Raw genomic sequence first — 13,697 nt, forward strand, 5'->3', positions numbered from 1 at the left:
GCCAATCGGAGTTATGTTATACTAAAATATCAAGGTTTTTATCAATATTTTTAGGTGGTGGGGAAATAATGAAAGAGCCTTCACGTTCTGGAAACCAACCCTTTTACCTTTCTTCCCGCATGTTTTATTTGCGCGAGAATTTTATCCATCCCCCGTTCGACTATGAACACGAGCTGCTGGAAGCGATCCGCTTCGGCGATGAGAATAGAGCCATGGACATGCTGCGCAAAATTAACGAGCTGGAAGCGGCCGTGCTGGCGACGTATCCGCTTCGATCGAAGAAGAATGCCTTGATTGCCTCCTGCACCTTATTTACCCGGGCCATCATCAAAGGCGGCGTGGATCCCGAGATCGCCTTTCATTTAAGCGACACGCTGATCCTCGAGATCGAGCGAATGAGCGATGTGGAGCGGCTGGTTCATTTTGAATATGAGATGCTGGTGCAGTTTGTGTCGATGATCCGCTCCGAGAAGGAAGACGTGTCGTTCTCTCACATTGTGAACCTGGCGATCTATTACATCCGGGAGCATATTTTCGAGGAGCTGACCCTGCAGAGGGTCGCGGAATATTTGAAGGTCCACCCGAGCTACCTGTCCGATCGTTTCAAGCGGGAGACGGGCGAAGCCATAACCACCTTTATTAATCGGCGGAAGATTGAGGAATCCAAGCATTTGCTGGCCAATACGAACCAGTCGATATCCGAAATCGCGTTTACGTTCAAGTTCTGCAGCCAGAGTTATTATACGCAATTATTCAAGAATTTTACGGGAATGACGCCGAGAAAATTCCGGATAAGCGGCACGGCGCGGTAAAGGACGATCCTATCGAACAACGAGAAAAGAGAGACGCGGCCCATGAAGAAACTAAAGCAGAAAATGCTTCACTTAAGCCTGGAGAAGAAACTGATTGCGGCGTTCTCCGCCTTCATCATCGTTCCCCTTCTTCTGATCGGCGGGATCGTATCCTGGGTCTACGTGGAGAATAATCGGAGCACGATGATTGATGCCGCCGTGGAAAACAACAAACAAATCATTAAAAATATCGATACCTCCCTGCAGCCGCTGCTCCGGCTGTCCATGTTCCCGATCCAGGACTCCACGGTGTATCCCATTATGCGGAAGGATTACGGCAAGGTGACGTATCCATTGCTGGAGCGGGGGCAGGATTTCGATAAAGTGAACGGCTTGATCCAGAGCGGGATCATGCTGTATTCGGACTTGATTGACTCCGTGGTTATCTACCACGAGAACAGCCGGTCCATCATCGGCCGAAGCAACCGGGAATATATGAACTTCGCTTATTTCAAGGAGCAGTTTACCCGCGAGCCTTTTGTCCGGAAGATCAGGGAAGCGTATGGCGGCTTTGTCCCGATAGGGATTCATCAGGAGCGACTGCTGTCAACGAAGGGAATTCCGGTCGTGTCGGTGGGCAGGGCAATCTTGGACCCGTACACGAAGGAGGATCTCGGGTTTATCCTGTTTAACATTTCGGTGGATAAACTCAAGACGCTGTGGAGCGAGTCGGCATTTTCCGAGAATACGAATTTTTATTTGATCGACGAAACCGATCATATCGTGCACAGCGTTCACCCCGAGGAAATCGGACTGGCGGCGTCCGAGGTATTGGGAAGCGATTTTCAATATAACGCGGACGGCCAGGTCAACACGCAGATCAGCCGGGATACCTACATGATTTCTTCTTCCTCCTCCATGGCGAATTGGAAGGCGGTTACGGTCATTCCGAAGAAGGATCTGTTCTCGATCGTGTACCTGATGGTGGCTATTCTGATCGGTGCGTTGATCCTGTTACTCGTGCTGTGCATCCTGATCTCGGCCCGGATTGCCACCACGATCATGAAGCCGCTGGCGGTGCTGAACAGCAAAATGAAGCTTGTCTCCCAAGGTCAGCTTGACGTAAGCTTTGATACGAAGCAGCACGGCGAAATCGGCGTGATTAGTCATACCGTGGACCAGATGCTGCACGAAATTCGCGATTTAATCGAGCGGATTTACGTAGAGGAAGAGGAGAAGCGGAACCTGGAGATGAATGCGCTGCAATCGCAGATTCGTCCGCATTTTATCTACAACACGCTGAACGTGATCAAGTGGATGGCCAAGATTCAGGGGGCAACGGGCATTGAAGAAGCGCTGCAGGCTTTCTCTTCGGTTATCAAGTTTACGGTGAAGAAGGAAGGCGACTACGTGACCATTGCCGAGGAAGTCGAATTCATGGAGAACTATACGAAAATTCTCGATTTCCGCTATTTTAATAAATTTGATGTCACGTACGAGGTGGATCCGGCCGTAATGAATCATAGGACCCTGAAGTTTCTGCTTCAGCCCCTTGTGGAGAACGCGGTTTTCCATGGCTTTGAAGGCATCGATTACAAGGGCAGCCTTGTCATATCGATTTATGAGGAATCGGAGGCGCTGATCATGAAGGTATGCGATAACGGGCGCGGTTTTCCGGAGGGCGGACAGGCGAAGGTGGAGCAGGACGGTCCGCAGGATACCTTCAACTCGATCGGACTGAACAATATACGGAACCGGATATCCCTTCATTTCGGGCCCGAGTACGGCCTGTGGATCCAAAGGGGAGAACAGGGCGGAACGGTCGCATGGCTTCGGGTTCCGATCATCACAGAAGAAGCAGGGTGATAGCAAGTGCGAATACTTATAGTAGATGACGAGCCGCTCGTTCGGATCGGGATCAAATCGGCGATTGACTGGGAAGCTCAGGGCGTGGACATTGTCGGTGAAGCGGGGGACGGCGAAGAAGCGCTGCGTCTGATAACGGAAACCGTGCCGGACGTGGTGCTGCTGGATATCAAAATGCCGAAGATGGACGGGCTCGAGGTGCTCCGGACGATCAAGGACCGGCAGATCCCGGTTCAAACGGTCGTGTTGAGCAGCTTCGATGATATTGCCTACGTGAAGGAAGCGTTGAAGCTGGGGGCTTTTGATTATTTCCACAAACCCGACATGAATGAACGCGAGCTGACTGCGATGCTGAAGAGCGTCCGGGAGCAGTTCGGGAGCCGGGGGATTCCGGCCCAAGTCGGGCCGGGTACGGCGGGCAACCGGAAGGAGCAGATATTATATGACGCTCTCCGTGGCCATGTTCATGATCTGCATGACACGGAGCTCAAAGAGGGCAATATGTACGTCGTCCTTTTCAGAATCAAGGATTATCACACGGTTATCAAAAGGTACGCCAAGGAAACCGAGTCGATCCTGCCGAATACGGTGCAGAACGTCGTCAGCGAGATTCTGTCCACGGAGAAGGAAGTCGAATATCTTCAGCTGGATGAACAGTGCAGTGCCGTATTCATCAGCAACAGCGAGCTGAAAAGCCTGCTGGCCTCATTGACGCGCGTCAATAAAATGGTGCAAATGATCAGTTCGGCGCTCAAGCGGTTTGTCAATATCGACATCGTGCTGGGCATCAGCGACTGGTTTGCCGATTTCGAAGGCATTCGGACGGGCTACGAGCAGGCGGGCAAAGCGCTGTCCCATCAATTTTATCACCCGGATACGTCGATCTTTTATTATCAGCATCTGAAACAGAAGGGTGAGCACGTCTATAGACAGGCCGATGCCTATTTAAGCCAGATGAAGTCTGCCCTCAGGGAGGAGGCGAACGAGCGCTTCCTGGTGCTGCTGTCCCAGTGGGAGAAGTTTCTGGCGCAAGAAGAATGCATGGAAGAGAAGGATGTCCGCAAGGTATACGAAGGTCTGCTGTTTATGATCGGAGAGGGCACAGGCGTACCGGGCCGGGGAGACGTTCAAGAAGAAACATCGGCCTTTGAAGAGATCCATGAATTCGGGCAGCTATCGGCCGCATACCGTGCCTTGTTCGAGGAGCGGCTCAAGAATCGCAGCCATCTGGAGCTGAGAGGCTACAGCCAGCTCACGCGAAATATTATGGAATATACGGAGGAGCACTACCCGGAGAGCCTTTCCTTGAAATTGTTCGGGGATTTGTTCCACGTCAGTCCGAATTATGTCAGCCGATTGTTTAAGCAAGAGGTCGGTCAGGGCCTGTTCGATTATATTAACGAGCTTCGGATCGAGAAGGCGAAGGTGCTCCTCAAGGACTATCGCTACAAAATTTATGACGTTGCCGAGATGGTGGGATTCAATAATCAGGCCCATTTTGCCATTGTATTCCAGAAATACACAGGCTTTTCTCCTAAACAATATAGGAAAGATGAAGTGTGATATTAGAGAAGAAAGTGTGATTTTTCATAAAAATGCTCGTGCAGTGCAATCTATTTATAAAAAAATAGTCAATTTTAAAAAATTAATCATCATTTGATTAATTTTTTTTGTTGTCCCGGCTCTTTATCATGAAGATGTAAGGTAAATCAAAAGAAACGTGGGGGGTAGCATCATGGGTAAATGGAACAAGAAGTTTTCGGCCATGCTGGTTTTGTGCCTGGCTCTTGTTGTGGGTTTAACCGCTTGCGGCGGCAGTAAAAGCGCTGACAATACAGATAATGGAGCCGGAGACGCTGCTGAAAAAGTAACGGTGAATTTCGGATTCTGGGGTACGGCGCAGGATTTGGAGATTTATCAGAAAGCGGCTGACACCATCTCCGAGCAGTATCCGGAGATCGAACTGAAAATTAAGCAATATCCGAGCAGCGAGCAGTTCTGGAACACGCTTCCGGGTGAAATTGCTGCGGGCGTAGCGCCTGACTTCATTAAAATGTCCAACGAAGGTGCTTACGAGTACATCAATAAAGGATTGTTCTCGCCAATCGATGACCTGGTTCAAGCGACGGGCGTGGACATGAACCGTTTCCCGGATACATCGAAGAAGATTTGGAACGTGGACGGCAAGCAATACGGCGTACCGAACAGCGATATGCCGGCGATGTTCTTCATCAATGAGCAAATGTGGAAGGATGCCGGCCTCGGCGAGTATCCAACCACATGGGATGAAGTGATCGAAGCGGCCAAAGTGCTGAACAAAGGCGATGTGAAGGGCATTATCGTGAACCTGGATGCCTTCCATATCACGAACTACGTGAAGAGCTTCGGCGGAGGCTGGGGTAACGGTAAGACCATCAACTCCCCTGAGAACGTCAAGGCGCTGGAAATGATCATCGATATGTACGACCAAGGACTGGCGGTCACGCCGAAATCGCTCGGCTTCGGCTGGGACGGCGAAGTATTCAGCAATGAGCAGGGCGCTATGAGTACAGGCGGTTACTGGTACAAAGGGTATCTGAAGGATGCGAATCCGGACCTGAAAATGGTTGCCATTCCGGTTCCGAAAGGAACGACGAACGGCAGCACCATGAGCTCTGACGCTTACATGGTATTGAAAGACGCGAAGAACAAAGAAGCTGCGCTGAAGGCTGCTTATTACATGACCAACGACGATACGCAAACCGCATTCATGGAGCTCGGCTTCAATCCGGCCGTATCCTCGCTGTCCGAGCAGTATTTCGAGAAGAACCCTGAATTCAAGGCGCTGCAGCCTGCGCTGGAGTACAGCACGGACTATGGGTATCCAACGGATACCAAGCGCTTTACGGATGAGCTCGTGAAAGAATTGGAAGGCCTGATTCTGGGCGGCTCCGGTAAAACGGCTCAGCAAATTCTCGACGACATTCAAAGCCAGTTCAAATAAGAAAGAGGCAACACCCGCTCCCGCTCCTTGTTATCAGGGGAGCGGGAGCCTTTGTTCACACCACTTTGTGTGGGTTTTTCATGAACCAACCAATTTAAGTTTGGAAGCGGGGGATAACTTATGTCCGATTACAGCAGCAAGCACGCTGATATGAAGGGGAACAAGATCAGGCCATCCTGGTTCCGTTCGCTGGCAGACTCCGATAAGACGCTGGGCTGGTTGTTTACGCTGCCCTTTTTGATTTTGTGGGCATGGTGGTTTCTGTATCCATTCATCCAGTCTTTCGTAAGAAGTTTTCAGGATGCGAACTTCGCTGCCTTGGACCAGGCCAAATTCATCGGCCTCGAAAACTATGTCACCATTCTGCAAGATAAAGAATTCTTCCGGGCGCTGCTTCACTCCCTGGAAATCGTCGTCATCTCGATTCCGATTCAGACCCTGCTCGGTCTGCTTTTGGCGATCCTGGTGAACCAGAAGCTGAAGGGCAAGGGGATTTTCCGGACCGTGTTCTTCATTCCGTATATTACCTCGCAGATCGCGATCACGACCGTGTTCATGATGCTTTTCAAGCAGGGCACCTTCCTGACGAAATTTTTCGGAGCTTTGGGCTTCGGGAACGTGACTTGGTTTGCGGATACCAGCTATGCGCTCTTATTCGTATGTATTCTGTTTATCTTCCAGCAAGCCGGATTCACCATGATTGTGTACTTGTCGGGCCTGCAGGAAATTCCGAAGGATCTGTATGAAGCGGGCGAGATCGACGGGGCGTCCAAGTGGAACAAATTCCGCTACATTACGGTGCCGTTCCTGAAGCCGATCACGTTCTTCATCGTGTCGGTGTCGACGATCGCCGGCTTCCAGATCTACGACCAAATCGCCGCGATTTCCCGTTATGGCGCGCTCGGCTCGCCGGCCGGCGCTACCAGCACGGTGGTGACGTATTTCTACCAGCACGGGATCCGTTACATGAACATTGGATACGGAAGCGCGGCGGTGGTGCTGTTCTTCATGATCATCATGCTGATTACGTACCTGCAAAAAAAATTCCTGGATGAGAAGGAGTGAGAGTAATGTTGACCCGAACGAATAAAGGTCGGCCGTTTCTGTACATCGGCACGATCATCCTGGGGCTCTTATTCGCCCTTCCTTTTCTCTATACCATCTATACGTCCGTCATCCCGATGCGCCATGTCAATACGCTGACGTCGCCGGCCAACTGGACGTTCGAGAACTTCAAAATCTTCTTCACGAACGATGCGTACAACGTGCCGAGATGGTTCATGAACACCGTGATCATGACCGGCGTCGTTGTCATCGGGAACCTCATCATTAACCCGATGGCCGGCTTTGCGCTGGCCAAGCTGAATTTCAAGGGTAAAGGACTGATATATTGGATCGTTGTGGCCACCATGATGGTGCCGTACCATATGATCCTGATCCCGGTATACGTGAACGTGGCGCAGCTCGGATGGCTGAACACGTTCTGGGGATTGACGGTGCCCTTCCTCTATCAAGGCTTGTATATCTTCATGCTCCGCCAGTTCTTCATCTCGGTTCCGAACGAGTTCTTGGAGGCTGCGCGGATGGATGGCTTGACGAAGATGGGCGCTTTCTGGCGGATCGTATATCCCCTGGCCCGCTCATCGCTGATTACGATGTCGATTCTTGCATTTGCCGGAACCTGGAACAGTTACCTCGTTCCGAGCACGCTGGCGAATACGCCGGAAATGTACGTGCTGGTGGTCGGCCTGAACAGCGTGAAGGATATGTTCTTCGAGAATACGCCGATGATCATGGCAGGGGTCGTGCTGTCCACGCTGCCGATCATCCTGTTCTTCTTCCTGTTCCAGCGCCAATATATCGAGGGGATTTCGAACGCAGGCGTCAAAGGCTGATATCGAAGCATCGGGAGGGATTAGACATGGATAACGTGGAACAGCGTGCGAAGGACCTTCTCGCGCAGATGACCTTGGCCGAGAAGATCGGTCAAACGGTGCAGTACGGCCGGTGCGAGGAGCGGGAGCTGAAGCTGGTTGCCGAAGGCAAAATCGGGTCGCTGCTGAATGTGCATGGTCCGAAAAAAATCAACGAGCTCCAGCGGCTGGCCGTGGAGGAAACGCGGCTGGGGATTCCTCTTCTCATCGGGGATGACGTCATTCACGGTTTTCGCACCATCTTTCCGATTCCGCTCGGCGAAGCCGCCAGCTGGGATCTCGAAGGGATGGAGAAGAACGCCCGCATTGCGGCAGAAGAGGCGGCAGCGGAAGGCATCCGTTGGACTTTTGCCCCGATGGTGGACGTGACGCGCGACCCCCGGTGGGGCCGCATCGCGGAGAGTACGGGAGAGGATGCCTATCTGTCCTCTCTGGCCGCTGCCGCGAAGGTAAGAGGATTTCAAAGTCCGAACGGGGACGGGAACCCGACCGTAGCGGCATGCGTGAAGCATTTTGCCGGTTATGGCTGGATTGAAGGCGGCCGGGACTATGATACGACGGACATGTCGGAGCGGACGCTGCGGGAAACCGTGCTGCCGCCGTTCGAGCACGGGATTCGGGCAGGCGCTCTGTCGGTGATGAGTGCTTTCAGCGAACTCAATGGGGTTCCCGCTTCCGGAAGCCGCTATCTGCTGCGGGATATATTGAAGCAGGAGTGGGGCTTTGAGGGCATGGTGGTCAGCGACTGGGAGTCGATCGAAGAGCTGGTCTACCATGGCTATGCGGAGGACCGGAAGGATTCCGCGCGGAAGGGACTGAACGCCGGCGTCGACATGGACATGCATTCCGGCGTCTATCTCGATCATCTGGAGGCGCTGGTCCAGGATAACCCCGAGCTGCTTCAGCTGTTGGATGACGCGGTGCTTCGCATTTTGAGGGTGAAAATCCGCCTCGGGTTGTTCGAGAACCCGTATGTAAGCGAGGAAGGCGAAGAAGCCGGAGATCTGCTGAAAGGGCGAGCCATTCCAGCGGCGCATCTGGCCCAGGCCAGGGACAGCGCCCGGAAATCGATTGTGCTCCTGCAGAATCGCGGCGGGATGTTGCCGCTGGATACCGGCAAGCACAAGAAGCTGGCCCTGATCGGGCCGCTGGCCGATGATCGCCATAATTCAATGGGCTGCTGGGCTTGGAAAGGCCGGGATGAGGACGTTGTCACGGTGCGGGATGCTTTTCAATCGGAAATCGCGCCGAAGGCCGAGGTGTTCTATGAGCAGGGCAGCGGCATACTGGAGGAGCTGGACGGCGGAGTCGATCGTGCCGTTCAGCTTGCCAAGCAGTGTGATGTCGCCGTGGTCGTTGTCGGCGAATCCGAAGCGATGACCGGCGAGCACTACAATGTGACGTCCATTACGCTTCCACCCTGCCAGGAACGCCTGATACGGGAGCTGAAGCGGCAGACCGGCACGCCGGTCATTGCCGTGCTGATGAACGGCCGTCCGCTTGCGACTCCATGGCTGCATGAGCACGCCGATGCCGTGGTGGAAGCTTGGCATTTGGGAACCGCCGCAGGCCTAGCGCTTGTAGACGTGCTGACGGGCGCGTACAATCCGAGCGGTCGCCTGCCGGTTACCGTTCCGCGCGCGACGGGCCAAATTCCGATGTATTACAACCGGAAGAATACCGGGCGGCCCCACCTATACGAAGATTATATCGATTGCGATGATTCTCCGCTGTATCCGTTCGGGTACGGCCTTAGTTATACAACGTTCGAATATACGGATCTGCAGCTGGATCGGCATCAGATCGGCCGGGACGAATCCGTGCGTGTATCCGTGAGCATCACGAATACGGGATCCAGAGCCGGCGAGGAAACCGCGCAGCTCTACATCCGCGACTTGGTGGCAAGCTCGACCCGGCCGGTCAAAGAGCTAAAGGGGTTTTCCAAGGTGCGGCTGCAGCCTGGTGAAAGCCGTGAGGTGCATTTTATGCTGGGACGTGAAGAATTGGGGCTGCTGGATGAAAGGCTTGAATTTACGGTAGAGCCCGGAAAGTTCCATGTCTGGGTCGGACCGCATTCGGAGGAAGGACTGCAGGCTGAACTTGAGGTTGTTGAATAAAGGGGGATTTATGCATGGACTACCGCGTAATCAAAGAAGGAGACGTGTTTTTTCTGACCGGGCTTAACGGAGATATCGTCCAGGGGGACGATCAGGGCCATGGTTTGTATACGAAGGATACGCGTTTTCTGAGCCGCATGGAGCTGTTCATCGATGGCGAGAAGCCTTCGCTTCTGTCCTCCACGGGGGATAAAAGCTATGTGGCCTCCTTCCGCCTGATGAAGGATGCCAAGGATGAAGGGGCGATCGAAGTACTTCGGGAACGCTTCATCTATGATGGCGTCCTGTACGAGCGCTGTACGCTGACCAATTACTTTGTGACCGATTCGAATATCGAGTTCGGGGTTTCCTTTGATGCGGATTTTCAGGATATGTTCCTGGTCCGTAAATACCGTACGGGCGAAGTCGGCAAAATGGAAGGGATTCGGACAGGCGATCAAGAGATGACGCTGGCCTACGTCGGCGCCGACAAGCTGAGAAGGCAGACGCGCATTGCCTGGGATGCGGACGGCGGTAAAGCGGATGATACCGGCACGGTTTCATTCTCCTTGTCCCTGAAAGCCAAAGAGCAGAAGGTGATTACGTTCTTTGTCACGCCGATGACGGAGCGGCAACCCGCAGCAGAGACGCTGACTTATGAAGAGGGGCTGAAGAAACTCGAAGCCTCGTACGAAGCTTGGTACGGGAACAGCTCGCAGGTCCAGTCGGATTCCGCGCTGTTCAGCGGCTTGTACCAGAGAGGATTGCAGGATCTGCGCATGCTGACGACGGATGTAGGCTTCGGCGATACAACGGTAGCCGGACTGCCATGGTTCGCGGTTCCGTTCGGCAGAGACAGCTTGATCACGGCGTTGTTCATGCTTCCGGCGAACCCGCAGCTTGCCAAAGGAACCTTGAGAACGCTGGCGGCTTATCAAGGCGAGAAGACGGACCCTTGGCGGGATGAGCAGCCGGGCAAAATCATGCATGAGATCCGCTATGGAGAGCTGGTCACGACGAACCAGTCCCCGTTCTCGCCGTATTACGGCACCATCGATTCCACGCCGCTGTTCCTGGCGCTGATCGGCGAGTATTACCGCTGGACGGGCGATCTCTCCCTGGCGGAGGAGCTCAAACCGAACGTGCTGCGGGCACTGGATTATATCGATGCAGCGCTCGAAGCGGGCTCCGGCTTCATGGCCTACAAGCAGGAAGCCGAGAAAGGCTTCCCGAACCAGGGCTGGAAGGATTCCGCCAACTCGATCATCCATGAGAACGGCGAGTATGCGGAATCGCCGATCGCGCTGTCGGAGGTTCAGGGTTACGTGTATCAAGCGAAGCAATCGCTGGTACCCGTCTTCGCGGAGCTGGGCGAGCCGGAACTGGCCCGCAAGCTGGAAACGGAAGCCGAGGAGCTTCGCGTCCGTTTTGAAGCGGCCTTCTGGATGGAGGATGAGCAGTGTTACGCCATTGCGCTTGATAAGGATCAACGCCAGGTACGCAGCGTGACCTCGAACCCCGGGCATCTGCTCATGAGCGGATTGCCGGAAGAGAGCCGCTCGAAGGCGCAAGCCGAGCGGATGCTTAGAAGCGACATGTTCAACGGATACGGCATCCGCACGATGAGTACTGGCTCCACCGGCTACTATCCGGTGAGCTATCACAATGGAAGCGTATGGCCGCATGACAATGCCATGATCCTGCTGGGTCTCGGCAAGCAAGGATTCAAAGCTGAGGCGGGGAAGGTGATTTCCGGCCTGCTGCGGGCATCGGCGCATTTTGAATATCAGCGTTTGCCTGAGCTGTTCTGCGGTCATGATGCGAAGCTGGGCCATCCGGTTCCGTACCCGACAACCTGTTCGCCGCAGGCTTGGGCGGCGGGAACCTCGATCGTCTTCCTGCAGGCGATGCTCGGATTGTATCCGAACGCGGCGAAGAAGGAAATCGCGTTGTCCCCGTTCCTTCCGGAAGGGATGAACGAACTGAAGGCCGAACGGATTGCGATCGGAAGCGGGCACCTGTCGGTTAGCGTTGCGCGTAAGGCTGACGGCAGCGCGTTTCATGTGGAAGTGCTTGAGAATACAACCGGATTTGACCTGGTTAGCTGATCTTATACAAGATTTGCTTTTGAACAACCTGACTCTTAGTGCTTAAGGGTCAGGTTGTTTTTTTGTTGAAAGATTAGGAACGTATGTTCTATAATAATAAGGTGATTTTGAACAGATTACTGTATACATACCGGATTGGAGAGAACCTATGAATTCCTATTGTACATATGCCCTACATCAGATCGAGGTGGGTGTCGTCTCAGTTGTCGCCATCATCGATAAGCTGGATGAAGGGGATTTGCTCGTAAAGCCGACGGAAGGCAAACATTCGGTCGGAGAGCTGCTCAAGCATATCGCCGTCATCTGCCGGGCCGATTTCCATATATCCGGAGGAGCCACCCAAGAGGAGATGAGCGCCTATTACGCAGGCGTGTCGTTAAATAACCTGAAGGACATACAGGCGGAGTTATTGAGCAACTATTCATATCTGGAGCAGGCGTTCCGAGAAATGACGGAAGAGGAGCTTCATCAGGAGATGACCTCTTATTGGGGCGTCACCTATTCCAGGTACGAATGGCTGCTCGAAATCGTGACGCATCTGTATCACCACAGGGGGCAGCTGCATGCGATGCTGGTTCACTGCAACGGGAAGGACCCGAAGGTTCCTTTGTTCGAATAGCTAGTGCTCGACGGGATGGATCAAGGGGGGCCGGCCAAGAAGTTTTCTTGGCCGGCTTATTGATTAAGCTCGTGCGCCTGCTGAGTCAATGAGTCCGGATTACCCCGCATCCAAGCCTCCGCACAGCCCGCTGTCCTGAAACTGCCTTCATGGGCCTTTCAATCGCTGTACGATCATAAAAACGAGCTTCCCGCCATGATATTTATTACATTGAGCTGACATTCTTTTTAATTCGACAAAATAAAACAAATTTCGCTATAGACTCTAGCTAAATAATTCCTCTATGATAGATACTAAATAGCTCGACAAGCCATTTTGAAAGCGCTATCCAATACTTCGCAGAACCGCATGATCCTGAATCTAGGAGGGAATCCACCAAACCAGGGATATAGCAGAATCTGTTGTTAACTGAATAGAAAGCGTATTCATGATATGCAGGTGCCTAGAAGCGGGCCGTTAACACAGATTTTACATATCGTTAATACTCGCATGATCTTATTACTCTATCATAAGAGGTGTTCATAATAAGGAGGACACGCACTTATGACAGATCAAGGGAGACGCCGTCTTCCCGTTATTGCTTCGATTACCAAGCTGGAACAGATCGATGCGGCTGTGAACAGCGCGGTGGAACGGGTGAACCTGATGACAGGCGACATCATGAAACTAAGGGATATCGTAAACCGACTGCACTCCTCAGGCAAAAAAGTGTTTGTCCATCTGGAAATGGTAAGCGGCATCGGCCGGGATAATTCGGCAGTGCAGTATTTGGCGGATTCGTACAAGATCGACGGGATCATTACGACGAAGACGAATACGGTATTGGCTTCGCGCCAAGCAGGCATCAGCTCGATACAGCGCGTGTTTGCGATCGATACGACAGCTTTGGGAACCGCAGTGAAGATGATCGGACAAGCACGTCCGGATGAAGTGGAATTGATGCCGGGACTTATGCCTCGCGTCATCCGCGATCTGAAGAAGGAAATTCACTGTCCGCTCATAGTGGGAGGTTTTTTACGAAGCGAAGAAGAAATCGACGAGGCGCTGGCGAATGGCGCAGACCTCGTATCTACGGGAGACACGCGTTTTTGGACGTAACGGTCTTACGTAGCAATGACGGATTAACCACAATTACATATTTGCTAGGGGTGGAGACGATGAGATAACCCGAGTAGCAGCTACTTTAGCTTTTATAGGAGGTGGTGGCTCTTAGGTTGCGCTCTTTTTGACGTCTCTATTTTTTGTGCGCTTTTTAAGGGATAGGCGGGCTGTTTGGATGGGGATTCTCCCATTCCTATGG

General features: G+C 52.9%; 10 protein-coding genes. All 10 read left to right on the forward strand.

All coding sequences use genetic code 11. From position 1 onward, the window contains the following. The first annotated feature begins 68 nt into the window (after positions 1-68). Positions 69-812, forward strand: coding sequence for a helix-turn-helix domain-containing protein (locus M1D70_RS02490; RefSeq protein ID WP_036672928.1), 744 nt, complete (start codon positions 69-71; stop codon positions 810-812). A 42-nt stretch (positions 813-854) separates the two neighbouring features. After that, a complete protein-coding gene (locus tag M1D70_RS02495) occupies positions 855-2,657 on the forward strand; it encodes a sensor histidine kinase (RefSeq protein ID WP_456289038.1) in 1,803 nt (600 codons plus the stop codon). A gap of 6 nt (positions 2,658-2,663) precedes the next feature. Next, entirely contained in the window at positions 2,664-4,220 is a 1,557-nt protein-coding gene (locus M1D70_RS02500) for a response regulator transcription factor (protein ID WP_456289039.1), read from the forward strand. 172 nt (positions 4,221-4,392) lie between these two features. Further along, the gene (locus M1D70_RS02505) at positions 4,393-5,640 is read left to right on the forward strand and encodes an ABC transporter substrate-binding protein (RefSeq protein ID WP_456289040.1); all 1,248 of its coding nucleotides are present in this window, start codon (positions 4,393-4,395) and stop codon (positions 5,638-5,640) included. 120 nt (positions 5,641-5,760) lie between these two features. Continuing rightward, entirely contained in the window at positions 5,761-6,705 is a 945-nt protein-coding gene (locus M1D70_RS02510; protein ID WP_009593673.1) for a carbohydrate ABC transporter permease, read from the forward strand. A gap of 5 nt (positions 6,706-6,710) precedes the next feature. Then, complete coding sequence (locus tag M1D70_RS02515; RefSeq protein ID WP_009593690.1) at positions 6,711-7,535, forward strand: carbohydrate ABC transporter permease; 825 nt, start codon at positions 6,711-6,713, stop codon at positions 7,533-7,535. Positions 7,536-7,561: 26 nt separating this feature from the next. Next, complete coding sequence (gene bglX, locus M1D70_RS02520) at positions 7,562-9,691, forward strand: beta-glucosidase BglX (RefSeq protein WP_456289041.1); 2,130 nt, start codon at positions 7,562-7,564, stop codon at positions 9,689-9,691. A gap of 14 nt (positions 9,692-9,705) precedes the next feature. Further along, on the forward strand, positions 9,706-11,778 hold the full coding sequence (locus M1D70_RS02525) for an amylo-alpha-1,6-glucosidase (protein WP_456289042.1): 2,073 nt from the start codon (positions 9,706-9,708) through the stop codon (positions 11,776-11,778). A 148-nt stretch (positions 11,779-11,926) separates the two neighbouring features. Next, complete coding sequence (locus M1D70_RS02530) at positions 11,927-12,397, forward strand: DinB family protein (protein WP_009593680.1); 471 nt, start codon at positions 11,927-11,929, stop codon at positions 12,395-12,397. A gap of 543 nt (positions 12,398-12,940) precedes the next feature. After that, entirely contained in the window at positions 12,941-13,495 is a 555-nt protein-coding gene (locus M1D70_RS02535; RefSeq protein ID WP_145040095.1) for a glycerol-3-phosphate responsive antiterminator, read from the forward strand. Positions 13,496-13,697: the final 202 nt, after the last annotated feature.

Source organism: Paenibacillus sp. AK002, assembly GCF_053903045.1.

Bases quoted from the DNA above. Each gene is read 5' to 3' on its own strand.
- M1D70_RS02515 (WP_009593690.1), top strand. From the start codon at position 6,711: ATGTTGACCCGAACGAATAAAGGTCGGCCGTTTCTGTACATCGGCACG.
- M1D70_RS02535 (WP_145040095.1), top strand. From the start codon at position 12,941: ATGACAGATCAAGGGAGACGCCGTCTTCCCGTTATTGCTTCGATTACC.
- M1D70_RS02510 (WP_009593673.1), top strand. From the start codon at position 5,761: ATGTCCGATTACAGCAGCAAGCACGCTGATATGAAGGGGAACAAGATC.
- bglX (WP_456289041.1), top strand. From the start codon at position 7,562: ATGGATAACGTGGAACAGCGTGCGAAGGACCTTCTCGCGCAGATGACC.
- M1D70_RS02495 (WP_456289038.1), top strand. From the start codon at position 855: ATGAAGAAACTAAAGCAGAAAATGCTTCACTTAAGCCTGGAGAAGAAA.
- M1D70_RS02525 (WP_456289042.1), top strand. From the start codon at position 9,706: ATGGACTACCGCGTAATCAAAGAAGGAGACGTGTTTTTTCTGACCGGG.
- M1D70_RS02530 (WP_009593680.1), top strand. From the start codon at position 11,927: ATGAATTCCTATTGTACATATGCCCTACATCAGATCGAGGTGGGTGTC.
- M1D70_RS02505 (WP_456289040.1), top strand. From the start codon at position 4,393: ATGGGTAAATGGAACAAGAAGTTTTCGGCCATGCTGGTTTTGTGCCTG.
- M1D70_RS02490 (WP_036672928.1), top strand. From the start codon at position 69: ATGAAAGAGCCTTCACGTTCTGGAAACCAACCCTTTTACCTTTCTTCC.